Origin of the sequence: Nodularia sp. LEGE 04288 (assembly GCF_963896525.1) — a bacterium.
In the GTDB taxonomy this organism is placed as follows: Bacteria; Cyanobacteriota; Cyanobacteriia; order Cyanobacteriales; family Nostocaceae; genus Nodularia.
In genome coordinates, this window is the sequence record NZ_CAWQOY010000103.1 from 20,031 (window position 1) to 45,756 (window position 25,726).

Annotated in this window: 21 protein-coding genes; 13 read left to right on the top strand and 8 right to left on the bottom strand. The window is 41.2% G+C overall.

Features of this window, described 5'->3' with window-relative positions:
• Window positions 1-80: 80 nt before the first annotated feature.
• The 4 genes from AACX33_RS10635 to AACX33_RS10650 form a co-directional block, all read right to left on the bottom strand.
• The gene (locus AACX33_RS10635; RefSeq protein ID WP_193998532.1) at window positions 81-1,469 is read right to left on the bottom strand and encodes a cation:proton antiporter; all 1,389 of its coding nucleotides are present in this window, start codon (window positions 1,467-1,469) and stop codon (window positions 81-83) included.
• A 203-nt stretch (window positions 1,470-1,672) separates the two neighbouring features.
• Window positions 1,673-3,400, bottom strand: a complete 1,728-nt coding sequence (bicA, locus tag AACX33_RS10640; RefSeq protein WP_193998531.1) for a bicarbonate transporter BicA — start codon at window positions 3,398-3,400, stop codon at window positions 1,673-1,675.
• Window positions 3,401-4,002: 602 nt separating this feature from the next.
• Window positions 4,003-5,475 carry a pentapeptide repeat-containing protein gene (locus AACX33_RS10645; RefSeq protein WP_193998530.1) on the bottom strand — a complete coding sequence of 491 codons (1,473 nt, stop codon included), beginning with the start codon at window positions 5,473-5,475 and terminating at the stop codon, window positions 4,003-4,005.
• 239 nt (window positions 5,476-5,714) lie between these two features.
• Entirely contained in the window at window positions 5,715-6,434 is a 720-nt protein-coding gene (locus AACX33_RS10650; RefSeq protein WP_193998529.1) for a pentapeptide repeat-containing protein, read from the bottom strand.
• Between the two features lie 373 nt (window positions 6,435-6,807).
• On the opposite strand from AACX33_RS10650, the gene AACX33_RS10655 reads away from it, so the two are divergent.
• The 6 genes from AACX33_RS10655 to AACX33_RS10680 all read left to right on the top strand — a co-directional run bounded on the left by AACX33_RS10655 (window position 6,808) and on the right by AACX33_RS10680 (window position 13,193).
• Entirely contained in the window at window positions 6,808-8,019 is a 1,212-nt protein-coding gene (locus AACX33_RS10655) for an FAD-dependent oxidoreductase (protein ID WP_193998528.1), read from the top strand.
• Window positions 8,020-8,136: 117 nt separating this feature from the next.
• On the top strand, window positions 8,137-8,862 hold the full coding sequence (locus tag AACX33_RS10660; RefSeq protein ID WP_193998527.1) for an SAM-dependent methyltransferase: 726 nt from the start codon (window positions 8,137-8,139) through the stop codon (window positions 8,860-8,862).
• A gap of 548 nt (window positions 8,863-9,410) precedes the next feature.
• Window positions 9,411-10,058, top strand: a complete 648-nt coding sequence (locus tag AACX33_RS10665) for a histidine phosphatase family protein (protein WP_193998526.1) — start codon at window positions 9,411-9,413, stop codon at window positions 10,056-10,058.
• A gap of 148 nt (window positions 10,059-10,206) precedes the next feature.
• Window positions 10,207-11,232, top strand: a complete 1,026-nt coding sequence (locus tag AACX33_RS10670; RefSeq protein WP_193998525.1) for a glucokinase — start codon at window positions 10,207-10,209, stop codon at window positions 11,230-11,232.
• Between the two features lie 42 nt (window positions 11,233-11,274).
• The gene (locus AACX33_RS10675) at window positions 11,275-11,847 is read left to right on the top strand and encodes a hypothetical protein (protein WP_193998524.1); all 573 of its coding nucleotides are present in this window, start codon (window positions 11,275-11,277) and stop codon (window positions 11,845-11,847) included.
• A 245-nt stretch (window positions 11,848-12,092) separates the two neighbouring features.
• On the top strand, window positions 12,093-13,193 hold the full coding sequence (locus AACX33_RS10680) for a TRAP transporter substrate-binding protein (RefSeq protein ID WP_193998523.1): 1,101 nt from the start codon (window positions 12,093-12,095) through the stop codon (window positions 13,191-13,193).
• 72 nt (window positions 13,194-13,265) lie between these two features.
• On the opposite strand, the gene AACX33_RS10685 is transcribed toward AACX33_RS10680, so the two are convergent.
• Complete coding sequence (locus AACX33_RS10685; protein WP_193998522.1) at window positions 13,266-14,603, bottom strand: TRAP transporter large permease; 1,338 nt, start codon at window positions 14,601-14,603, stop codon at window positions 13,266-13,268.
• Window positions 14,587-15,141: a TRAP transporter small permease subunit gene (locus AACX33_RS10690; RefSeq protein ID WP_193998521.1), complete on the bottom strand. Its 555-nt coding sequence runs from the start codon at window positions 15,139-15,141 to the stop codon at window positions 14,587-14,589. The genes AACX33_RS10685 and AACX33_RS10690 overlap by 17 nt, the downstream gene beginning before the upstream one ends.
• A 366-nt stretch (window positions 15,142-15,507) precedes the next feature.
• On the opposite strand from AACX33_RS10690, the gene AACX33_RS10695 reads away from it, so the two are divergent.
• The 4 genes from AACX33_RS10695 to AACX33_RS10710 all read left to right on the top strand — a co-directional run bounded on the left by AACX33_RS10695 (window position 15,508) and on the right by AACX33_RS10710 (window position 19,777).
• Entirely contained in the window at window positions 15,508-16,107 is a 600-nt protein-coding gene (locus AACX33_RS10695; protein ID WP_193998520.1) for a cytochrome b/b6 domain-containing protein, read from the top strand.
• A 127-nt stretch (window positions 16,108-16,234) separates the two neighbouring features.
• Window positions 16,235-16,942, top strand: a complete 708-nt coding sequence (locus AACX33_RS10700; RefSeq protein ID WP_193998519.1) for a molybdopterin-dependent oxidoreductase — start codon at window positions 16,235-16,237, stop codon at window positions 16,940-16,942.
• Window positions 16,943-16,986: 44 nt separating this feature from the next.
• The gene (locus tag AACX33_RS10705; RefSeq protein WP_193998518.1) at window positions 16,987-18,426 is read left to right on the top strand and encodes a bifunctional orotidine-5'-phosphate decarboxylase/orotate phosphoribosyltransferase; all 1,440 of its coding nucleotides are present in this window, start codon (window positions 16,987-16,989) and stop codon (window positions 18,424-18,426) included.
• Between the two features lie 247 nt (window positions 18,427-18,673).
• Window positions 18,674-19,777, top strand: a complete 1,104-nt coding sequence (locus AACX33_RS10710) for an AI-2E family transporter (RefSeq protein ID WP_193998517.1) — start codon at window positions 18,674-18,676, stop codon at window positions 19,775-19,777.
• A 226-nt stretch (window positions 19,778-20,003) separates the two neighbouring features.
• On the opposite strand, the gene AACX33_RS10715 is transcribed toward AACX33_RS10710, so the two are convergent.
• Window positions 20,004-21,062: an EamA family transporter gene (locus AACX33_RS10715; protein ID WP_193998516.1), complete on the bottom strand. Its 1,059-nt coding sequence runs from the start codon at window positions 21,060-21,062 to the stop codon at window positions 20,004-20,006.
• 206 nt (window positions 21,063-21,268) lie between these two features.
• Between AACX33_RS10715 and AACX33_RS10720 the strand changes: the two genes are divergently transcribed.
• From AACX33_RS10720 to AACX33_RS10730, 3 genes are all read left to right on the top strand, one after another.
• The gene (locus tag AACX33_RS10720; RefSeq protein WP_193998515.1) at window positions 21,269-21,649 is read left to right on the top strand and encodes a hypothetical protein; all 381 of its coding nucleotides are present in this window, start codon (window positions 21,269-21,271) and stop codon (window positions 21,647-21,649) included.
• A 201-nt stretch (window positions 21,650-21,850) separates the two neighbouring features.
• Window positions 21,851-23,203 carry a histidine phosphatase family protein gene (locus tag AACX33_RS10725; RefSeq protein ID WP_193998514.1) on the top strand — a complete coding sequence of 451 codons (1,353 nt, stop codon included), beginning with the start codon at window positions 21,851-21,853 and terminating at the stop codon, window positions 23,201-23,203.
• A 196-nt stretch (window positions 23,204-23,399) separates the two neighbouring features.
• Entirely contained in the window at window positions 23,400-24,656 is a 1,257-nt protein-coding gene (locus AACX33_RS10730) for a dihydroorotase (RefSeq protein WP_193998513.1), read from the top strand.
• A 70-nt stretch (window positions 24,657-24,726) separates the two neighbouring features.
• Here AACX33_RS10730 and era read toward each other — a convergent pair whose 3' ends face one another.
• Window positions 24,727-25,701, bottom strand: coding sequence for a GTPase Era (gene era / locus AACX33_RS10735; protein ID WP_193998512.1), 975 nt, complete (start codon window positions 25,699-25,701; stop codon window positions 24,727-24,729).
• Window positions 25,702-25,726: the final 25 nt, after the last annotated feature.

Sequence of the window (25,726 nt, forward strand, 5' to 3'; positions counted from 1 at the left end):
GCTGTAAGTAAGGATACATTGCAAAAATTGCAAAATATCTAAATAAAAACCTTTTGATTTTTGACTTCCGCGTAGCGGTGCTAGCCTATTAAATTGGCTTTTTCTAAAGATTCTTTTTCTTCTGGCGATTGTTTAAATGCAAACCGCAATAAAGGCGGTGCGAAGAAGGTTGTTAAAATCACCATAATAATGATCGCCGCTTGTAATGGTTTATCCAGAGTACCACTAGCTGCACCAATCCCTGCAAACACTAGCCCAACTTCACCACGGGGAATCATTCCTGTACCAACCGCTAAACGGTTAATTTTAACTGGGCCAAAAACCGCCCAACCTGTAACAATTTTGCCGATAATTGCTATCACCAGTAAGAAGGTAGCAATAATTAATCCTTCGCGATTTTCTGGAATGAAAGGATTCAGAACACCTAAATCAACTTTCGCGCCCACTGTCACAAAGAAAACTGGAACTAAGATATCAGCAATTGGTTTAACCTGTTCATCTAACTCTTTGCGTTTATCGGTTTCATCCAACACTAAACCAGCCGCAAATGCACCCAAGATAGCTTCTAAATGAATGGCATTACCCAGAAAAGCCATGAAGAAGGCAAAGATTAAAGCCGGGATAATTAAGTTTCCTCGCGTTTGCAATTTATTGGCAATGGCCACAAAAGTTTGATTGAAATATTTGCCTAATAAAATCGCACCAATGAGAAAGACTGTAGCACTGACAATCAAATAAATTACGTTTAGAATGTCAACTTCACCAGTTTTAGCCAAACTCGCAACTACTGCCAACACAATGATGCCTAAAATGTCATCAATGACTGCTGCACCGACAATAATTTGACCTTCACGAGATTTTAATTGACCAATTTCTGACAAGACTTTGGAGGTAATACCAATACTAGTAGCTGTCAGTGCTGCACCAGCAAAAATCGCTGGAATGACTGGGACATGAAAGAGCAACATTAATCCTGTAGTCCCAGCCGCAAACGGAACAGCCACTCCAACACAAGCGACGACTACCGCTTGAGAACCGACTTTTTGCAATTCTTTTAAGTCTGATTCTAGCCCAATTTCAAATAACAGAATAATCACACCCAGTTCAGCGAGAACGGAAACGATTTCACTCTGGCTTTGAAAAATTGATGTGACTGCTTCGGGACTGATGTCGTTAATAAATTGCAGGATAGTCATAATGGTGGAGTCTGAAGCTGCTGCACCACTATCAGGAAATACAACTAAATTTAGTGCCGAAGCACCTACCACCACGCCACCAATTAACTCACCTAAAACGGGAGGTAAGTCGATCATTTTGGACAATTCACCGCCAATTTTACTGGCAAGATAAATGACTATTAAACTGAGTAATACACCAGCTAAGACAATAGGGGCATTTTCGGCTTCGTTTGTGGTTGCAAGTAAAGGATTTTGCCACACGAGGTTAATTATTGATTCGGAGAACATCATGTTTTCTGTCTGTTGTGTTGATGAATGCTGTGGTTAGATAGAGTCCTGGAAGAAATCCAAAAGTAATAGTGAAAGGGTGGGTAGTTATAGCAACCGCCAAGGTGCTTAGGACATAACAAAATTCCAAAACCCATTCACAGCAAGTATTTCAATTTTGACTTTTGACTTTTGACTTTTGACTTCTGTTACGCCCACCTGCTTAATTAACTTTGATATCCGTAGGTATCAGGTTCACTGGCTGTGGAGCCATATTCACTAATAGCAGCAACATTTTTATTAAGGGCAGAAGGATCAATTAAAGCCAAAGCTTGCTTAAGTGCCTCTGAACGATTCATAAAGAAATGATGTGAAGGTACAAATTTCTCAATGCCAAATTTTTCTAAGCGGCGTTTCACTTTGCCAGCTGCACCAACAACTAATATTTGACGACCTTGCTCATGAGCATCTTGGATAGCATTTTCAATTGCTAAGGAAGCTGTTACACCCAACATGGGGACATCGCTGATATCTAAAATCAGCACATCTGAGTCTGCCATTGCTGAATGTTCACGAGCGATCGCTTTGGAAACTCCAAAGATCATTGGTCCACTCAAGTAGAATAATAGGACACGTCCATTAGCTTGATCAAGTAATTGCTTCTCTTCATCGTTCAAAACAATGGCATCATCCGCATCGGTAATGGTCTTTACATCCTGAGACTGTAACTGAGAAAGACGTTCGATAGTTAAGATATTGGCAATGAAAACTCCCACGCCCACAGCCACGATCAAGTCAACGAATACGGTTAAGAACATGACACCGTACATAATCAGCGCACCCTTCAGGGATACATGATGAGCGCGTTTCAAAAAGCTCCAGTCTAGAATGTCAATCCCCACCTTAAGAGCAATACCAGCCAATACTGCCATTGGGATAGGTTGAGTTAAAACAGCAGCCCACAAAACTACAACCAGTAAAATCAAAGCACGAGTCAAACCAGATACAGCCGTTTTCGCACCAGTCTGGATGTTAACTACCGTTCCCATAGTTGCACCAGCACCAGGGAGTCCACCACATAAACCAGATATGACGTTACCGATACCTTGACCAATTAATTCCTTATCAGACTTGTGTTCAGTACGAGTCAAACTATCTGCAATGACTGCTGTTAACAAGGTATCAATACAACCCAACATTCCCAACATTGCCGCATTAACGAGCATCACTGTGATTTGTGATGCATTGAAGGTAGGTATTTGCAATGTTGGCAGTCCCATTGGGATTTCGCCAATCCGTCTGATGTCAACATCCCCGAAAAATACCAGGGAAACTATTGTTACTAATACTAATGCCACTAATTGTGGTGGAACAAGGCGCTTGATTTTAGATGGCATTAAGAAAATAATTGCCAAAGTCATCGCTCCCAAAGCTGTTTCCACAGGATTAATATTTGCGAACAGCTGGGGTAAATTTTGCACCGTTCCTAATACGCCACCTTTAGGACTGGATTGACCCAGAAAAGGAGCAATTTGCAACAAGACCAGGATGACTCCAATCCCAGACATGAAGCCGGAAATTACGCTGTAGGGCATGAGGGTAATATATTTACCCAGCTTGAATACTCCCAATACAATTTGAAATAACCCGGCTAGCATAACTACTGTAAATGCCATTGCCAAGCCATTTTCTGGGTTATTGGCAATCATGGAACTGACAATGGCAGTCATGACTACGGTCATCGGCCCAGTGGGTTCAGAAATCAGGGTTGGTGTCCCACCAAATAAGGCGGCGAAAAAGCCTACACAAACTGCACCATAAAGACCAGCAGCAGGCCCAGCACCGGAAGCGGCACCGAACGCTAATGCTAGCGGTAAGGAAACAATAGCGGCAGTCAGACCACCAAATAAATCGCCGCGTAAGTTTCTAAAATGGATAGTATTAGTTAATGTCATACTGGGGTTTTGGTTAGCAAAATAGTAAGATTTGGATTTTTGAAAATTGCCAGCTACTTTCAGGAAGTTTGATGTTTTATGAGCATGAAAAATTCAGCCAAGAAAGGTTTAATTCTTTGCAAAGCAGCAGACGCTATTTTTTTATACGTGGCGATTCGCTGAATACGAATCACTCATAGACAAAGCTTAGATCCAAGACATCTAAAAAACTTGAGCAAAAAAACTTACATAAATACAAGTTTTTCTAACAGCTAATTTTCATGGCGTTAAAGATAGTTTACAGCCTCGTGGGTCAATATGATTCATTGACTAACTTAAATATAAAAGAAATATTAAATTGATTTCATAGACAAAAGGTTATGGATGTTAAATAAATTTAATGCAAATAATTAATACTATAAGCAAAACTTATTAAAAACTTAGAATAAAGGTTTTTCTTGAGTGAGAAACAATCGAATAATCTATGGGGATCGAGAAATTACTCATCTTAATCAGTGAAGTCTCAAAGTTCACCATTAACTATACAAGCTATAAAAACAATCAATCAGGCCAGAATAAATATAAATGGTAGGATGCACCCAAATAACTAATACTGCGGATGATCACACAGATTGCCGCCAATGTACAGGAGCTTCCAAATAATCAGGTAGACGAGTTGTGCGATCGCCAACCGCCATCCTCATCTGTTGTAACTCGACATTTTTGGCCCCTGTCAGAATTGCCCCTTCCAGTTTGACATCACAAAAGTTAGTATCCGAGAGGTTCGCTCCCATGAGGTTAGCATCCGAGAGATTAGCTTGATAAAGACTAGCCTTATTCAGGTCTGATCCCATCAGATTGGCTTTATCTAAGTCAGCTTCAGCAAAACTGGCTTCGGTGAGGTCAGCAAAAATGATTTCTGTTTGTTGCAATTTAGCAGCATTCAGGTTCGCCCCATTCAGGTTCGCCCCATTCAGGTTCGCCCCTTGGAGGTTGGCTCCAATTAAACCGGCAAATTGCAGATTGGCTTTACCCAGCTTCGCCCATTGCAAGTTAGCTAAAAACAACTTCGCTCCAGAGAGGTTAGCAACTTTCAATATCGCCTGTTGCAAGTTGGCTTTATAAAGGTTAGCCCCAGAGAGGTTAGCAGCACGCAGACTTGCTCCCAAAAGATTGGCTCCGCGTAAATTTGCCCCAGAAAGGTTAGCATGATTCAGGTTAGCCCAACAGAAGTTAGCTCGATTCAGGTTGGCTTTCAGCAGGTTGGCTGCATAAAGAATAGAGCCAGTTAGTTGAGCGCCGTCGAGATTAGCCTCACACAGGTAAGAACCGCGCAAGTCAGCGCCACAAAGGTTAGAGCCACGCAAATCGGCTCTTTCTAAGTTCGCTTCCAGCAAGTCGGCTCGCCGGATATCCGTATGACGTAAATCTAGTTTTTGATTTTCCTCTTCTAACAAAGAATTACGCCTACCAATCACAGTCAGGGCGGCTTGAATATCCCGACGCATTTTGGGAATGACTTCGCCGCTGTTCACGTCCTCCTTTTGTGTCCGACGCACCCGGCTTTTGGGTCTACCCAAGTAGATTGGTTGTAAATTTTCCAGTTTTTGTTGCTCTTCCTTTGTTTGAATGGGAGCATTTTCCCGCACAAAAGCAGTGAGGATTTCCATAATTGTCCAGTGTTCTTTAGGAAAATCCTGTGCAACTCTTTCTAAAACATAAATTGCACCTGTTCGGGTTTCAATTTTTTCATGACCAAGCTGGGTAATCGCCCCCATAAAGCGTTCTACAATCAGGTTGTCTTGACTGTGTTGGGAATTTTGTATGCTAATTTCGTTGCTTTTTTCCACCGCTAAGGTATTTTTGTGCATAGCGTCCGCACGCTTTGCTGAATAGTAAGCATTAATCAACACTGTCAATCCCAAAAAAATTATCGCAGTGGTTGTTAATACCTGAGTTCTATATTGAATTCGTTGGTCAACTGTCAATTCCTCAAGGTAGGACAATGCAAAAACAATCAGAGTCAGTGAAAGCACAAATATAACTGTTATAGCTATCAACCAACGCCAGAATTTGTCTGTCTTATAAGCAGACATAGCAGTAATATTCCTCACGACACAGAATTATTACTTAGAGTTTAGGAAAAATTAGTATATCATTTAGCTTAAAATTTGAATATGCCCCATAACCTCGGATTTTTGAACATATACCATCAGACTTAACTAATACTATTTTTATGGGTTAAACTGTATTAAATATGACAGTAAATTAATTGATCAGCTAGATTAATCAGGCGATCGCCTCTATGAGGGTAAAGCGATGATCGCACACTGTGTCATCCAAAATTGGCTTCTCGGAGATTGGCTCCTTTGAGTATGGCATCACTGAGAGTCGCTCCGTGTAGATTTGCTAGATATAAGTTAGCCTGCTGCAAATTAGCGCCAGACAGGTTAGCCCCAGAGAGATTAGCAGCACTGAGAATTGCGCCAGACAGGTTAGCCCCAGAAAGATTCGCCTCACAGAGGTTAGCAGCACTGAGAATTGCGCCAGACAGGTTAGCCCCAGAAAGGTTAGCTTGAGAGAGATTAACTTGATAAAGATTTGTCAGTTCTAAGTTTGCTTGATTCAGATTAGCCCCTCTCATATCTGTGTGACTCAAATCCAGTTGTCCGTCTGACTCGTCTTGATTAGTATCCCTTCTCCCAATTACCGTCAGGGCTACTTGAATATCTGGAGGAATTGTTGGTGAGCGATTGCTCTCAGCAGCATAATTTTGCACAAAATTGGTCAGCAGTTCCATTATTTCCCAATGATATTGCGGGTAATTTTGAGAAAATTGCTCTAAATCATGAATTCCTGCTAGTCTGTTCTCCATTTTTTCATGATTAAGATGTTTCGCTACTGTAAATAAATGGTTTTGCAACCTGGCAAATGTCAAATTCAGGGCTTTTTCTTGGCTAACAACTATCCCCAGGATGATGTTTATAAATGATATCTGATTTCTAGCTAAATGCCGTTTTACTGTTTGGTAAGTATTAATAATTGCCATCAACATACAGATATTCTTTAAAAGATTTACTAATGTATACTATTGTGCTGGTAAAGATAGATTTAAACATTAGTAAATTTAATGATTTTTTGTGTTTGAAATAATAGAATTTATCACATTTTTCTTGATGAATATAACTAACACGAACTTCTCCAGACATGATTCATGGTATAAATTTGTATAAGTCAATTCGGAGGAATTGTTTTATATATATTAGTAATTTTGTCGCTTTAAGGGGAAACAAATGCATTAAAAAACTAGCCTGTATATTATTCTTTAAATTAAATAGCAAAATAATCAATGAACAGCAAAAAAGATGATCAATGGTAGGATCAAATATAAATCATGACTAAATAAATAAATTAGCCTTAGTATACAGATGCAAAAAAATCCTCAACCTATAATCAAAAATTTAGTGTTAATTGGTGGCGGACATAGCCATGCCATTGTATTAGAAATGTTTGGCATGAATCCTTTGCCTGGAGTAGGTTTGACCTTGATTAGCCCAGATCCAGAGACACCGTACTCTGGGATGCTACCAGGACACATTGCGGGATTTTATAGACATGAAGAATGCCACATTGATTTACAAAAATTGGCTAACTTTGCTCAAGCACAGTTCTATATTGATAGAGCAGTAGGACTGGATTTGAAAAACCACAAAGTGATTTGTGCTAACCGTGCAGCCGTAAAATTTGATGTCTTGTCTATTGATATTGGCAGTAATCCAGCCACTATATCTGTATTAGGTGCCACAGAATATGCAATTGCGGCTAAACCAGTACCTAAATTATTGGAACATTGGTATCAGCTACTAGAACGTGTAGCCAAAAATCCCCAAAAACCGATTAGTATAGCTATTGTGGGTGGTGGTGCTGGCGGTGTGGAGTTAGCGCTATCGATGCAAACTCATTTACATGGAATCTTGCAACAAAATCAGCAACCAATTCAAAATTTGAAAGTTCATTTATTCCAGCGTCATGAAACACTGTTGCCTAATTATCATCATTCAGTGCAGTACCAATTTCAGCAGATTTTAATGAAGCGCGGTATCAATTTGCATCTAGAGGAAACGGTTTGCCAAGTTGCACCACTGTCTAGCACATTAGCTAACAAAGAAACTGAAGAAATGTTTGAGATTAAATGTGAATCTGGGTTATTAGTAGAGTCCCATAAAATATTTTGGGTAACACAAGCATCTGCACCCCAATGGTTAAAAACTACAGGACTGGCTACTGATGAGCTAGGATTTATCTTGGTAGAAGATACATTACAATCTCAAACTCACCCAGAAGTATTTGCTGCGGGTGACATCGCCACTATGGTAAATCATCCTCGTCCCAAAGCTGGAGTGTTTGCTGTGCGCCAAGGTCAGCCATTGTTTGAGAATTTACAAAGGACTTTATTAGGTAAGCCACTCAAACCCTATCGACCACAGCGACAATATCTCAGTTTAATTGGTACTGGTAATAAACGTGCGATCGCTTCCAAAGGATCTTTAACTACACCACCGCATCAACTCTTCTGGTGCTGGAAAGATGGGATTGACCGCCGCTTTATGCAACGATTTGGGGAGAAGATAGGGGAGTAGTTCCTGTATTTTTGGGCAAATTAGCGCCCATCATTCCTATAAACTGTTGATTGTGCGTTGCGTTGCGCGACAGCACACCCTACTTTGGCTAGTTAAAGTTGTAGAGGTAAATACTAAATGGGGATGAAATTAGAAAGCATCATTCCTTGGGGACGTTCAATGCTGGAATATACCCAGATGTTTGATTTAAGTCCTGAAGAATTAAAATTGAATATACTCGATTGTGCTGGTGGTCCTGCTAGTTTCAATGCGGAAATGACACTTCAAGGCTACAAAGTTATTTCTTGTGACCCGGTTTATCAATTCACCGCTGATGAAATTACTCAACGCATTCAAGACACTTATGAAATAGTTATCCAAGGTGTGAAAGACAATCAAGAATGCTATGTTTGGCAGAATATTCAGTCACCAGAGATGATGGGTGAAATTCGCATGAAAGCAATGGGTCAATTTTTAGAAAATTTCCCTAACGGAATTAATCAAAGCCGTTATCGAAAAGATGAATTACCTGTTTTACCTTTTGCCACAAATCAATTTGATTTAGCTTTGTGTTCTCACTTATTATTTACCTATTCTGAGCAACTTTCAGCAGAGTTTCATTTAGCATCAATTGGGGAAATGTGCCGAGTTGCCAAGGAAGTACGCATTTTTCCACTGTTACAATTATCTGGTGAATTATCTCCCTGGCTACAACCAATCATCAATGAATTAGAACAACGGGGATATGCGGTAGAAGTTAAGCAAGTTGCTTATGAATTTCAAAAGAATGGTAATCAAATGTTGTGTGTCAAATCAGATAAGGGAATTGCAAAAAATAAATTACCCAAAGAAACGTTAGCGTAGCTTGCCGAAGGCTACATCAGAGGCACAGAGGAGACCGAGTTATGAGAGTTTGAGAGATTTTTTGCGTTATACCAATTATTTGTGAGGCTGCATATTATTTCGACCCCACCCCTAGCCCCTCCCCGCAAGCGAGGAGGGGAACCGGATTTATGATTAAATTCTATTTATGCATCTTTATATTAAATTGGTATTAGCTGGTGGAGTGTTTTTTTATTTGGAGTTTTTCACTCATTACCTGATTTTGTACCAAGATGTAGCCCTCAATAGGTAATTAAATTTTTCCTGGTATTTGCATAAATTCCGATTACGAAATACCCAACTGTATGCCTATAAGAACAACTGCTAAAAGCTGAAAAAGCCTAATTAAAATTGCTAATTTACGATTAATATGAAAAACCAACATAAAACTAGGACTGATATCCTGAGTGGCTTGGTGCTAGACAAAGTTACTCAACATCAGAGTATATTGAATTGGAAGCCCGCTCAGGCGTGGTTTTATTTCGTGTAGCCCCAGGCTTTAGCCTACGGGAAATATATTAAATTCTCTCATGAATCAAATAGTTTGGATTGCAAGACACGCTAATCGCCTCGATTTCGTAAACCCTGACTGGTTTCTCACCGCCCAAAGACGTTATGATCCACCCTTGTCTGATGATGGTATGGTGCAAACACAGCAGTTAGCTCAACGCTTGCAAGTAGAAAAAATTGCTCATATTTTTGCTTCCCCATTTCTGCGGACTGTACAAACAGCCAACGCCGTTGCAGAAGTTTTAGATTTACCGATTAAACTAGAAACAGGTTTGAGTGAGTGGCTAAATCCGGACTGGATGACTGAAGAACCAGAAAGATTGTCAATTCCAGCTTTAGCAGAATTATTCCCCAGAATTGATACTACCTACATCCCGCGGATCACGGCGCAATATCCGGAAACTCACGAACAAGTGCGGGAACGTTCTGGACAAACGGCTAGATGCTTGGCGACTGAATGCTATCCCCAGGATATTTTGCTGGTAGGACATGGTGCATCTGTACTGGGGGCAGCTATGGGGCTAGTAGGAGATATTGCCAAAACAGAAGTTAAGGCTTCTTTATGTTCCCTAGTGAAAGTGGTGCGCCAAGGCCCGGAATGGTTGCTAGAACTAAAGGGAGATACTTCTCATTTGACAGAGATCGAGTCAGTGATTCGATTTGCTTAAATAATAACTCTCTCCATCCTGGGTTTACTCTACAGAAAATAGGCTTTTCATTGATTTTGCATAGTCTGTTTATTTAAGCCGACTTGTACTAGATTTATCTGTGGGTCAAACCAAAATCCAAAATCTAAAATCTAAAATCTAAAATTGTATGACCTTGTTACTAGCCGGAGACATTGGCGGCACGAAAACTATTTTGCGGTTGGTGGATGCATCAGACTCACAAGAGTTACAGACTATTTATGAGGAAACTTACCGCAGTGGGGATTTTCCAGATTTAGTACCGTTAGTGCAGCAGTTTCTGATCAAGGCTAATACGCCTGTGCCACAAAAGGCTTGTTTTGCGATCGCCGGGCCAGTGGTAGATAATACAGCCAAGCTGACCAATTTAACCTGGTTTCTCGATACCGACCGCTTAAAACAAGAATTGGGCATTGATTCGATGTGCCTAATTAATGACTTTGCGGCTGTGGGTTACGGCATTTTCGGTTTGAGTAAACAAGATTTGCTGACTTTGCAAGTTGGTAAACACAAATTAGAAGCACCGATTGCGATTATTGGGGCTGGTACTGGCTTAGGACAAGGATTTTTAATTAAACAGGGCAACTACTATCAAGTCTTTCCCTCAGAGGGCGGACACGCTGATTTTGCCCCCCGCAGCGAGTTGGAATTTCAGCTATTGAAATATTTACTGGATAAACATGATATCCAGCGTGTTTCTGTAGAAAGGGTAGTTTCGGGACAGGGAGTTGTGGCAATTTACCAATTTTTGCGCGATCGCAAAATATCCAGCGAATCCCCAGAAATCGCCCAAATCGTCAGAACCTGGGAACAAGAAGCCGGACAGCAGGAAAAAAGCGTTGATCCAGGTGCGGCTATTGGTGTAGCTGCAATCCAAGGAAGCGATCGCCTTTCGGTACAAACCTTGAAATTATTTGTAGACATTTACGGTGCAGAAGCCGGCAATCTAGCCCTCAAATTATTACCATACGGCGGCTTATATATTGCTGGTGGGATTGCGCCCAAAATCCAAACTATGCTGCAAAATGGCAATTTTCTCTTAAACTTCAGCCAAAAAGGCAGAATGCGTCCCCTACTGGAAGAAATACCCGTGTATATTATTCTCAATCAACAAGTGGGGCTAATTGGTGCAGCTTTACGTGCCGCTAGGTTATAACAACTAGCATCGGTAATATCTGCATACGTGAGGGCTAGAATTATGACTATTAGAGTTTTGTTACCACTCATCACCGCCACTGTTATCTGTGGTGGTTCTGCCCTAGTAGAAGCAAGTAAACCCCAGCCTCCAGTTGTACAGCCACAATGGGCGGTATTCAATGCCCCAGACGGACGCTTTACTGTTTTGATGCCCGGACAGCCAGACAGGAATACTCAAATCCAAAAAACCTACATGGGGGAAATTAACTTAGAAATGTTTGTTGCCGAACCCCCAAACCAAGAAGTAGCATACTTGGTTGTTTATAATGATTTTCCTTACAGTTACGCTCAAATGACTGCTCCCCAAACCATACTGGATGATGCCAGGGATATGGCTTTAAAAACGACGAACAGTAATTTAGTTCGTCAGCGTAACATTGTGAGTTCTAATGGTCATCCTGGCAAAGAAATTGAGTATGTCAACGCTAGCGGCAAAATCACCAGAAACAGAATGTATGTTGCCGAGGGTCGTTTGTATCAAGTAATGGCGATCGCCAGCAAAAAACAGCAGCCAACTTTAGCCAGAACCATCACAGGGTATTTAAATTCCTTTCATCTGGTTTTGCAAAAGTGACATTAAGTCAGTGGGCGTAAAGGAAAGAACAGGAAAGGGTGCAGGGGAAAAGAGGAAGGTTGTTAAGTAAGCGGAAGTTTAAAATAATTTCTAACTCCCCCTTGCTCCCTGCTCCCTGCACCCCTGCCTCTTAACTCCCCCCTGCTCCCCTGCCTCTTCAATGGGGTTCTTTGATTTTCAGTATCAATCAACTCCAAAAAACTGGTAAATTACCGTATTACTCTCAAAATTTAGTACCAAGCATCATGAAACGTCGAAAAATTCTCCACACAGCTGCGATCGCCACTGCAACTGCTGCCACATTAGGTTCCTGTGCGCGCACCCAAACCGCCGCCAATGTGCAAACTGGACAGCCCAATATCCGGTGGCGAATGGCCACCAGCTGGCCTAAATCTCTAGGGATTTTTAGCGGTGCAGATATACTTGCCAAACGAGTCAAAGAAATGACCAACGGACGTTTCTCCATTACACCCTTTGCCGCGGGTGAGGTGGTTCCAGGGTTGCAAGTCATGGACGCGGTGCAAGCGGGAACAGTGGAATGCGGACACACAGCCAGTTACTATTACATCGGTAAAAACTTAGCTTTAGCCTTCGCCACCTCAGTACCCTTCGGCTTCAATGCCCAACAGCAGAACTCTTGGCTTTATCATGGCGGGGGACTAGAAGCCATGCAAAAAATCTATAGCGACTTCAATATCATTAACTTTCCAGCTGGTAACACTGGGGCGCAGATGGGAGGATGGTTTAAAAGAGAAATTAACACTGTTGCCGACCTTCAAGGTTTAAAAATGCGTATTCCCGGAATCGGGGGACAAGTCATATCTCGTATGGGTGTGAGTGTGCAAGTCTTACCAGGAGGCGAAATTTTCTTAGCACTAGATCGGGGCGCAATTGATGCAGCCGAGTGGGTAGGCCCTTACGATGATGAGAAACTGGGTTTAAACAAAGCCGCGCAATTTTATTATTATCCAGGCTGGTGGGAACCAGGCCCCACATTAGAAGTACTAGTTAACCGTAGTGCTTGGGACAAATTGCCCCCAGAATACCAAGCCATATTCAAGACAGCGACTCATGAAGCCAACATAAATATGCTGACTGAATACGATGCCTTGAATGGTCAAGCACTGGCGAGATTGACCGCCGGCGGGACTAAATTAGTTTCCTTCAGCCCAGAAATTATGCAAGCATCTCAAAAAGCCTCCTTTGAATTTTTGGAGGAAAATGCTAGTAAAGACGCAACTTTCAAAGAAGTTTATGAACAGTGGAAAGGCTTCCGTAAACAAGTTTTCGACTGGAACCGTGTTAATGAATTGAGTTATGCCAATTTTGCCATGTCCAATAGTTAGGGAGTGGAAAAGAGGCAGGGTGCAGGGGGCAGGGGGAAAAAATTCTCTAACCTAGTACCCAATCCCCAATCCTTACTTGCCCAAGTTAGGTAAAAAACTCACAATACCGGGGAAAGCAATGATTAAGACTAAAACTAGTAATTGCAGCAAAATAAATGGGATAACACCGCGATAGATGTCAGAGGTGGTGACTTCTGGCGGTGCAACACCACGCAGGTAAAACAACGCAAAACCAAAGGGAGGTGTGAGGAAGGAAGTTTGCAGATTTGCTCCCAAAATCACACCATACCAAACCAAGTCAATGCCTAATTCTTGGGCTACTGGCACAAATAAAGGTATAACAATAAAGGCAATCTCGAAAAAGTCGATAAAAAAGCCGAGAATAAATACCGTTGCCATGCTGACAATCAAAAAGCCGATGGTACCGCCGGGAAGATTAGCGAGGACATCGAACATAAATTGATCGCCATTCAATCCCCGGAATACTAAACTAAAGGCTGTGGAACCCAACAGAATAAACAGCACCATGCTAGTGATTTTTAAAGTCGTATCACAAACCCGACGCAGAGATTCTAAGGTAAGTTGACCGTTTGTAGCCGCTAGTGCGATCGCACCAGCACAACCCACAGCCCCCGCTTCCGTCGGTGTAGCAAAGCCAAAAAAGATACTTCCCAAAACCAATAAAATCAGAATCAACGGTGGCAGCATCACCTGAACTATCCGTTTTCCCAAAGCTTTTCCACCAATTTCTCGCACCTCAGCCGGCAAAGCCGGTGCTAAATCTGGCTTTAAAAATGCCACAATCAGCACATGAAGGGCAAACGCACCCGACATCATCAAACCGGGAATCAGGGAACCGATAAATAAATCACCAACCGAAATCCCCAACTGATCGCCCAGTACCACCAACACAACACTCGGCGGGATAATTTGCCCCAGAGTACCCGATGCCGCAATCACACCAGTAGCTAATTGTTTGTTGTATCCATAGCGCAGCATAATCGGCAGGGAAATTAAACCCATCGTCACTACAGTTGCCGCTACCACACCAGTAGTTGCTGCCAACAGCGAACCCACCAACACCACAGCTAAAGCTAGTCCGCCACGTAAGCGTCCCAACACAATCCCCACTGTTTCTAACAAATTCTCAGCTATCCCAGATTTCTCCAGCATCGACCCCATAAAGATAAAATAAGGGATAGCTAACAGAGTGGAATTTGCCATGATCCCAAAAATGCGCTGGGGCATAGCAGTGAGAAACACCGGGTCAAATACACCTAGTGAAATTCCCAAAATGCTAAATAAAATTGACACCCCACCCAGAGAAAAAGCTACAGGATATCCCAGCGATAGCAGCACTAACGCCCCAGCAAACATCACTGGCCCCAGCCATTCATAATCCAGTGTCATGATTTTCCTCCTGGGGTTCTAATCTGCCTTGAATAATTGCCAAATTTTTGATTCCCTGAGAAATTCCCTGGAAAATCAACAAGACAAAGGAGACAATAATCATGGTTTTGATGGGGTAGCGGGGTAAACCATCAGGATCTGGCGATGTTTCGAGAATTTGCCACGATGCCAAGATGGTATCCCAAGAAAAAAATATCACCATCATACAGAATGGAATGAGAAATAATACTGTCCCCAGCAAGTCTGCCAGCGCTTTTCGCCGAGGCGGCCAATTGCTGTAAAACACATCAACGCGGACGTGTTCATTGTGCTTTAAGGTGTAGCCCGCACCCAACAAAAAAATTAAATCAAAAATATACCATTGGGCTTCTGTGTAAGCATTAGAAGTTAAATTAATGCCAATAAACCCCCCCAAGTATCGTCCCATAACATTCCATACGCCAAGTATGACCATGACAAGCACCAGCCAAACGGTCAATTTACCAATGCGTTCAGTACAGACATCAATAATTTTGGCTATCTTTAATAGTCTTTCCAACGATTATCTCACCTCTTGAAACTTGGTATCTTAGGGATTTCCAGAAAATAAATTGCCCCATTTCATCAGACCATCTTTGTTCTTTATCCCCCCTGCTCCCTGCTCCCCTGCCTACCTCAGCAATGGAATATTTTTTTAATTGTCAGTCCCTTAGTATCTTGGTGTCTTAGTGGTTAATCTTATTATTTTTTCAGCACAAAGGCACAAACTTACAAAAAAGAGGCGACTGAGAATTATGATCAGTTTTAACTAACCAGCTGCTAGGATAGCATCTCGAAGATTTTCCACTCAATTAAATTCCCATTATCTTCACTGAAGCGTAGGATAAGAAAATCAAGATAAGTAAACTTTATATTTAATTAATCAATGACTTCAAACCTGCCCTCTCCCCAACCAAAATTACATAATCAAGCCATAGGGGCGAAGATTTTCCACTCTGTTAATATCATTAGCCTATTTCTCATGCTCACCAGTGGGCTACAAATTTACAATGCCAACCCCGTATTTGGTGGACGTGCTGGTTTACACATTCCCCCCATATTTACATTAGGAGGTTGGTTAGCGGGAGGTAGACACTGGCACTTTGCAGCTATGTGGTTATTCTCACTAAATCTGCTGTGGTACGGAATTTATGTCTTAATTACTCGACGCTGGCGACATAGATTTGTGGGTGTGAAAGACCTCAAAGCATTACAAAAAGCTCAAAATCCTCAGCGTTTAGCTTATGCGTGGCATCGCATCATATATACAGCAATTATTCCCATTTTACTGTTAGCATTACTTACAGGGGTAGGTATGTATAAACCCGCCCAATTTCCCTGGATTGTCGATATGTTTGGCGATTGGCAAGCATTAAGAATTGTGCATTTTTCGTCAGTGCCAATGGTAATTATCTTTACAATTATTCACTCATTATTAGGAAGAAAAGCAGGAGGTTCTCAACTTACCGAATCTATGTTTTGGTAAATTAATTTCATCAATTTTGTCTCACTTGTTTAGAAAGTCATAAAAAACCTCACCCCAACCCTCTCCTTATTAAGGAGAGGGAGCATGAATCTTGTTTTACCTATTTTACTAACTTAGCCAAAAATATATGAATTTACATTACATACAGCGTCGTCAATTTCTCAAAATTTCGGGATTATCCAGCATAAGTTTACTGCTAGGTAGCTGTGGTACACAAGCATTTGAAGATATAGTCGGACCACTTTCTGAACCACTAAATCGCAAAGTTGGACAATTAATATTTCAACCCCAAAAGCCTGTTCCAGAGTTTGCACTTAGTCAAGTTAAACCAGAGGAATTGATCATTAATACCTTCAGAAATACGCCAATTATTGACCCTGATAAATATCGATTAATTATTGATGGTGAAGTTAACAATCCTCTTAACCTCAGCTTGGCTGAAATTCAAGCTTTACCCCAAACTTCTATGATTATTCGCCATGTTTGTGTTGAAGGTTGGGCGGCCATAGTGCAGTGGGGTGGTGTATGTCTACGAGAAATTATCGCTCTTGCTGAACCTCAAGCTAATGTCCAGTTTGCTTCTTTTAAATCTGCGGATGGTTACTATGAAAGTTGGGATATAGCTTCAGCTTTACATCCTCAGACTTTGTTAGCTTATGAGAAAAACGGTGCAGCTTTACCAGTTGATAATGGTGCGCCCTTACGTTTAGCTTCTCCGATTAAACTTGGTTATAAGCAGAGTAAGTGGGTAACTAAAATCTCGCTTTTGAGTAGTTTATCCCCGTTTAAGGGCTACTGGGAAGATCAGGGTTATGACTGGTTTGCAGGACTGTAGGGACTTTTAATTCAGAAAACATCCTAATTTAGGTAATCATAAAAATGAACTTTTTTGATAAATTACAGGGTTGTATATTGCAAAATCAAAGCTTACTTTTTGTAGGACTTGATCCAAATCCAGAGATGATGCCAAGGCATTATAAATCTCAGGATGTTATCTCTGATTTGCATAATTGGTTACAATTTATTATTGATGAAACGGCTGATTTTGTCTGTGCTTATAAGCCAACATTAGGATTCTATGAAGCTTTGGGAGTTCCGGGTTTAGAACTGCTGCAAAAAACTTTAGCGGCTATTCCCAGTCATATCCCAATTATTTTAGATGCTAAACATAGCGACTTAAATACCAGTACTGTTTTTGCTCGTGCGGTATTTACAGAATGGAATATAGATGCCATTACTCTCAGCCCTTATACAGGTCAAGACCATGTAGCACCGTTTTTAGTTTACCCTGATAAAGCGGTATTTATTTTATGTTGTACTTCTAATGTAGGCGCAGAAGCTTTACAACAATATCCCACAAATGAATCACCTCTTTATTTGCAGGTAGTCAAGGAGTCAAAAAATTGGGGGACTCCAGAACAATTGGGGTTGGAAGTAGGTACTACAAATCCTGAAGTTTTAGCGCTAATTCGGGCAGTTGCGCCTGAGAGGATAATTATGGCGCGGAGTATTTGGGCAGAGGGGTGTAATCTGAATCAAATTTTAGCAGCTGGCTTGAGTGCTAATGGTGATGGTTTATTGATTCCTGTTCCTCAAGATATGTTGAATCAACCAAAATTAGCGGAAAATATCGAGGTTTTATGTGCAGAAATTAATCAAGCAAAAACTGAAATTGTTCGTGATGCTTCTACCTGTGCTGTGTGGTTGCCTGATGTTGATGTTGTGAATCAGCATCCCCAACAAGATTTGATTTTACAACTTTATGATATTGGTTGTATTATGTTTGGCAATTTTGTGCAAGCATCGGGAGCGACTTTTCCTTATTACATTGATTTACGAAAAATTATTTCTAATCCCCAAATTTTTAATCAAGTTCTTAGTGCTTATGAGGAGATTTTGAATTCTCTGAATTTTGACCGTTTAGCAGGTATTCCCTATGGTTCTTTGCCAACTGCGACTGGTTTATCCTTGCGTCTCCATTGTCCGATGATTTATCCCCGTAAGGAGGTAAAAGCACACGGAAGTCGGAGGTTAATTGAGGGTAATTTTTATCCTGGGGAAACTGTGGTGGTGGTTGATGATATTCTGATCAGTGGTAAAAGTGTGATGGAAGGTGCTGAGAAGTTAAAGTCAGCAGGATTGAATATTCAGGATATTGTAGTTTTGATTGACCATGAAAATGGTGTGCAAGCTAGATTGTTAGACAATGGTTATCGAGGTCATGCAGTTTTCACTCTTTCGGAAATTACAGAAACCCTTTATCGGGTAGGTAGAATTAATCAGGAGCAATTTTTAGCTTTCAAGGAAAGTGAAGGTTAGTTTGAATGACTATATTTCTTAAATATCACCGAATTTTTGGATAAGTCGGGGATTTGAACTATCGGTGTCAAACAAATAAGAGAGGATTACTATATTAAGTTGATTTAGGATAAGTAGGTGGGTATGGAAAAATCAAACTAGATTACGAAAATTAAACACCCATAAAACCCTTACCAATGACCAATGACAAAGGACAAATGACGACCCCCGCTAGTTAACTTTATTTACGCCCACCTACTTATTAGTTATGTCTATTTCACTGAAAGAATTGCTGAAATGGTTAATATTAACTTTGCTATTTCCTCTAGTATTTCTGAATTTTTGGCTAATATTTACATTTCTAAAGTCTTTTCAAGCTCTGGTAACAATTTTTATATTGGCAACTTTGCTGGCTTTCATTTTGAATTATCCTGTGGCGTTTTTCCAAAAAGCTGGTGTTAAACGGAACTATGCAATAGCTTTAGTATTGATATCTGCTTTGGTAATTTTTGCGGTTTTTGGGATAACTTTCTTACCCATTATTTTGCCACAATTCAATGAAATGGCTAAATTACTGCCGCAATGGATTGATGCCAGTCAGCAAAAAATTCAACTGTTCGATAATTGGGCTATTAGCCACGGATTAAACATTAATTTTAGTCAGATTATCAGTCAATTTACTGAGCGTTTACCAGATGAATTGGAGAATCTTACTGATAAACTTTTCAGTATTGTTATAGAAACAATTGATAGTGTTTCTGATATTTTAATTACAGTAGTATTGACTTTTTACATTCTATTAGATGGGCCAAGAATTTGGGAAGGAATATTTAAAAAATTACCTTGGAGTTTTACTCGGAAAGTACAAACATCGCTTCAGCAAAATTTTCAAAATTATTTGCTGGGTCAGGTAACTTTGGCATCGCTGATGGGAGTTTTACTCACAGCTATATTTTTAATTTTCCAAGTCCAGTTCGGTTTAATATTTGGTTTGGGCGTGGGGATATTGAGCTTAATTCCCTTTGGTGATATTGCTAGTATCAGTTTAATTACTTTAATCATCGCATCACACAATTTTTGGTTGGCAGTTCAGGTCTTAGCTGTAGCTGTGGTCACTGACCAGTTAATTGACCAGGCGATCGCACCGCGTCTTTTAGGTAGATTTACAGGACTGAGGCCAATATGGGTATTAGTTGCTTTGTTGCTGGGAACCTATATTGGCGGATTATTGGGATTGTTAATTGCTGTACCCATAGCTGGATTTATCAAAGATGCCTTAGATGGCTTTTCTCAATCTGATGATCGCGATGATCGCATTGTTGCAGGTGCAGAAATACCAGAGATGTTAAATCAGGAATCAACACCTTCATAGGAAATAACTAAATTAGTCGTGGGTGCGGTTTTCTGCCTGATCCTCGGTCTAAGAATTGATTTGGGATTGAGTAGCCAGGAGCAAAAGTTAGCAGCAGTGAAGGCATTCTAGAATGAGTCAGCATGATTCATACAACTTCTTAACAAATTATCAGTTCTGGACTCAAGCCTATATTACCTCTGGAAAACTCGGTTCAGCCCTAGGTCTGAATCTGTCTACTAAAATGTCAAATTCCTTTAAATCCAATTTCTGCTTCTATCTCTTGTTGGGCTGGTGCAGATTTCACGCCATCTGGGGTAACTCTACGATGCTGCTGTTGCCAAATACCAAATTGGCTGAGAAATATCCCGACTAAAATGACGCTACCGCCTATATATTGACCCCAAGTAGGAGTTTCCCCTAAAATGAAATAAGCTGCTAAAATGCCTGCAATGGGTGTAAATGAGCCAACTAAGGAAGCTACAGACACAGTGGAATTTCTCAACCCCTGAACCCAAAAAGATTGACCTAAAACGATAATTACTACGCCATAAACCAACATCCACTGCCACAGCACAGGTGAGAATATATCCATAAAATGCTCAATACCATAAAGCATTACTGCACTCAAGAAAAAGATCACAGTTCCCAATGCAGTCCGAAAGATGTTGTAGATTCCGATGGGGATACGAGAAAGACGTTGTTTACTAATGATTGTGGACACAGCTACAGCTACCGATGCGATCGCCGTTAAAAATTCCCCTAGTCCTAAAGTGAAACCGCCGATATTCATCATCTCTTGTCCTGGTGTCTGAAGGAAGATAGCGAGAATCACACCAATGAATGCAGCGATCGCCCCGACAATTTCCCAAATATTCACCCGTTCCCTCAGCAACCAAAACGATAAAGCCAAAATCAACGGCGGTTCCAATCTACCAACCAAAATAATATTGTTAACTTCCGTTAACTCCAAGGCTTGGAAAATTAAACTAGGAGCAACAGCTCCTGATAGGATGGCGACTACAGTCAAAATCAACCAATCCTGACGGGATATTTGCCTCAAAGTCGCTTTGTTCCACTGTCGCCGATAGATCAACATCAGAACCATCAAAGCGCAGATATTTCCCACAAATAAAACATTACACAACGAAATCGGATTGCGACCATCTATTAAGTTTTGGGAACCGATTTCTGTCAGTTTGCGAGTAACTGCACCAGAGCCTCCAAAAATCAAGATGGCTAGCCAGAGATAGGCTTGTGCGGGAATCTTGTCGATCAAACGATGCCATTTCTTCTGACTAGCCACAATCACACCACGGTAATAAAAACGCTGTTAATGATACTAGGCTTTGTTAATTAAGTCTAGGTGAGATAAATATGAGAAAATGCTGAGTTTAGACTGAATGTTTTGCAGGGATAAAATCAGACAAATTATAGGTGAATCTCAGATGAGCTTCAGGTGCAGATGGGATGCTTTGGTGAGTTCAAAAAGCCAAAGTTCAGGAAAAACAAATGAAACTTGCCTCATCGTTGCTTACAAGTGTTGCCCTAGCTGGGATGTTAACCGTGTGGGATATTCCCATCCAAGCGGTGAATCCTTCACTGGTGCAAGCATCAGCCGCAGAAAAAAAAGATACCACGGGTTTAACTTCTCAACAACAAATTGACTTACTGATCAAGAATAAAGGACAGTTTGGTAGTGGTGATCAACTACGCCGTTTCTTTTTTGGTGACCTTTTACCGATTGCTGTTCAAGCAGGTGGTGCGGGGATGATAGTCAATCTTTACAATAAAGCTAATAATGTGACAATTGCCTACTGTGCAACCTACGATGTCGTCTTAGCAGTGAGAAAAGGTAGAGTAACTGAATTTGCAGCTAGCGAAGTCAAGTAATTCCCCATTACCATTGACAACGGGTAGCATTGCGCGATCGCCTTTGCTATCCGCAAAATTTTTGGACTTGCTGAATATAAAAAATATTATTATTGACACCAATGGTAGGATGCCCACTCCACAAGCGCTATTTATTTATTCTGAAGTAAGCTGCTGCAATCGTTGTAGAATTAGTCCTTTAGATATAGGAGGGCAAGATAGATGACTCGTGTCATCATTGTGCGCCACGGACAAAGCAGCTATAACACCGAGCGGCGAATCCAGGGACGCACCGATGTGTCAAGATTAACGGAAAAAGGGTGTGCAGATGCCAGTAAAGTAGGAAAAGCCCTCAGCAATATTTCATTTAATGCTATTTATAGCAGTCCTCTCCAGCGAGCCAAGAAAACAGCCGATATTATCTATAGTGAATTGGCAACTGATTCTACAAATTCTGTTGCGCCGCAAATTGCCGATCAGTTGATGGAAATTGATTTGCCTTTGTGGGCAGAAATGCTTAGTGCTGATGTCAAGGAAAAGTTTACTGAAGACTATCGCATCTGGAAAGAACGTCCCCATGAACTGCGGATGTTAGTCAAGGATGGAGAAGGAACAAGAGAACATTTTCCTGTCCTGGCTATCTATGAACAAGCACGGTTATTTTGGCAAGAAATTTTGTCACGCCATCCAGGAGAAACTATCCTGATAGTGGGGCATAATGGCATTAATCGCGCTCTGATCAGTACAGCCTTGGGGATTCCTCCTAGTCGCTACCATTGCGTACAGCAATCTAACTGTGGCATTAGTGTACTGAATTTTGCTGGTGGTTTAGATGAACCAGTCCAACTAGAATCGATGAATCAGACGCAACACATGGGAGAGACTTTTCCTTCCTTGCGACCGAATCATCAGGGAATACGATTGTTGTTGGTACGTCATGGAGAAACCGAATGGAATCGCCAAACCAGATTTCAAGGTCAAATTGATATTCCCCTGAATGATCATGGGAGAAAACAGGCGCAAACAGCCGGCGAATTTCTGCAAGATGTCGTAATTGACTTTGCTATTAGTAGTTCCATGCTGCGTCCCAAAGAAACAGCAGAACTGATCTTGGGTTACCATCCTAGTGTAAATTTAGAATTAGAAGATGGTTTAAGAGAAATCAGTCACGGACTTTGGGAAGGAAAACTAGAAACAGAGATCGAGCAAGAGTTTCCCGGAGATTTGCAGCGCTGGCGACTTGTACCCGCAGAAGTACAAATGCCTGAAGGAGAAAATTTGCAGCAGGTTTGGGAGCGGAGTGTAGCAGCTTGGCAATCGATTGTGCAAGCAGCATTAACAAATAAACTCAACACTGGATTAATAGTGGCTCACGATGCTACGAACAAAACTTTGCTGTGTCACGTTCTGGGTTTATCAACAGAAAATTTCTGGAATTTCCGCCAAGGTAATGGTGCAGTTAGCGTCATCGATTACCCATCAGGACTAAATGGTTTACCAGTGCTACAAGCAATGAACATTACCAGTCATTTGAGTGGAGGCGTACTGGATAAAACTGCTGCTGGGGCTTTGTAAAATACTCATCAACCTCTGGCAAAAATGAAAATTAAACCACAGATATACATAAATAAATACCGATAATTTATCTGTGTTGATCTGTGGTTATAAATAATAATTTCAAATTATATAACCAATATTTTCTTCGTGATCCCAGTCCCTAGATTTATCTGTGGAATCAATCTAAAATCCCAAATCTAAAATCCCAAATTGTATGACGGAACTGCTACAACAAGTAAGAGTAATTGATCCAGGTTTAGAAACTGACAAAATAGCTGATGTCCTAATTGCTGATGGTAAAATTCAAGCCGTCGCCACAGAGATTTCTGATATTAATTCTGATACTCAAATTAAAGATTGTCGGGGATTAGTTCTTGGTACTGGATTAGTAGATTTGTATAGTCACTCAAGTGAACCAGGATTTGAAGAACGAGAAACTCTATCATCTTTATTACAAAGTGCTGCGGCTGGTGGTTTTACTAGAGTCAGCATTTTACCCGATACATCTCCAGCTATTGATCACCCGGCGATTGTGGCACAGTTGCAGTCGAGAGGTGGAGATATGGGAAATCTGCCCCAAATTCACGTCTGGGGTGCGATGACTCTGGATTTGGCGGGGAAGCAATTGACAGAATTCGCAGATTTAGCAGCTGCGGGAGTTGTTGGTTTTACAGATGGTAAGCCTTGGGAAAATTTAGGGTTTGTGCGGCGGGTTTTGGAGTATCTCCAACCTTTCGGGAGACCAGTAGCATTTTGTCCATGCGATCGCCTATTATCTGCCAATGGAGTCATGCGGGAAGGGACGGAAGCGCTACGGTTGGGTTTACCACCAATCCCAGCCAGTGCCGAAACAACGGCGATCGCTTCTTTGCTAGAATTAGTAGCAGCCACGGGTACGCCAGTACATATCATGCGCGTCTCTACAGCTCGCAGTGTGGAACTAATCGCCGCAGCTAAAGCCACGGGTTTACCCATCACCGCCAGCACGACTTGGATGCATTTGTTGCTTGACACCAAAGCAATTAAAAGTTATAATACCAGCCTGCATTTAGATCCACCTTTAGGTAATGCCAGTGATGTAGAGGCTTTACGTGGAGGGGTAAAAGCAGGTGTGATTGATGCGATCGCCATTGATCATGCACCGTACACCTATGAGGAGAAAGTCCAAGCCTTTGCAGAATCGCCTCCTGGAGCAATTGGTTTCGAGTTAGCATTACCCCTACTATGGCAGCATTTAGTCGAAACTGGGAAATTTACAGCCTTGGAATTATGGCGGGCTTTAAGCACCCAACCAGCAAGATGTTTGCAACAGCAACCGAGTACAATTACTCCTAATCAAAAAGCAGAACTTACCTTATTTAATCCCCAGGAAATATGGAAGGTGGAAAGAAAAAATCTTTATACACTTTCTAGTAATACACCTTGGCTAGGACAAGAACTCAATGGTCGGGTTGTGCAAATTTGGAATTAATCAGTTATCAGTCATCAGTCATCAGTTAGTTGTTTTTTCTCATCACCAATGACCAATGACCAATGACTATTTACTCTTCTACACGGTAGCCTAACTCTGCTAAAGTCATGCGCGATTGTCGCCATTTTGGTTGCACTTTCACGAACAGTTCTAGGTAAACTTTACCAGCAATTAGCTTTTGAATTTGTTCGCGAGCTTCGCTACCAATGGCTTTGAGCATTGAGCCACCTTTACCAATGAGAATACCTTTTTGGGAATCTCGTTCTACGTGTATGGTTGCAAGTATACGGGTAATAGTCGGCGCTTCATCGACTCTATCAATAGCGATCGCTACTGAATGAGGAACTTCTTCACGAGTCAATAGTAAAATCTGTTCGCGAATCAATTCACCCATGATAAAACGTTCCGGTTGGTCGGTTACCAAATCGGGGGGATAGTAAAACGGCCCCGTTTCTAAATGTTCGATTAATAACTCTTGCAGTTCTGGTAATCCTGAACTAGTCTGGGCGGAGAATTTGACTATCGGCCATTTATTGGCTTCAGCTACAGCTCGGTAAGTATGATCAATTACCTCAAAATTTGCAGGTTGTTGGTCAATTTTATTCAAACCCAATATTACTGGAGTTTCAGTCCGAGTCAGCAAATCAACAATAAAGCGATCGCCAGAACCACAAGCTACTGATCCATCCACCACAAACAGTACAACATCTACTGCATTAATGGCATTTTTGGCATTTCTGACCAGCACTTCCCCTAATTGATGATGGGGTTTATGAATTCCTGGTGTATCTACAAAAATCAACTGCGCCTCTGGCGTAGTTAAAATCCCTCGTAAACGATTGCGTGTAGTTTGTGCTACAGAGGATGTAATCGCAATTTTTTGCCCTACTAATTGATTCATTAAAGTAGATTTACCGACATTTGGGCGACCAATAATGCCGACAAAACCTGATTTAAATTCAGGAGGAGCCTGGGGGATAGATGCTTCTCCTGAAAAAGAGAAGATGTTATGATCAATACTAGTCACCTTTAGCTCCACCGTCATATATTACAGATCAGATGAGTTGATT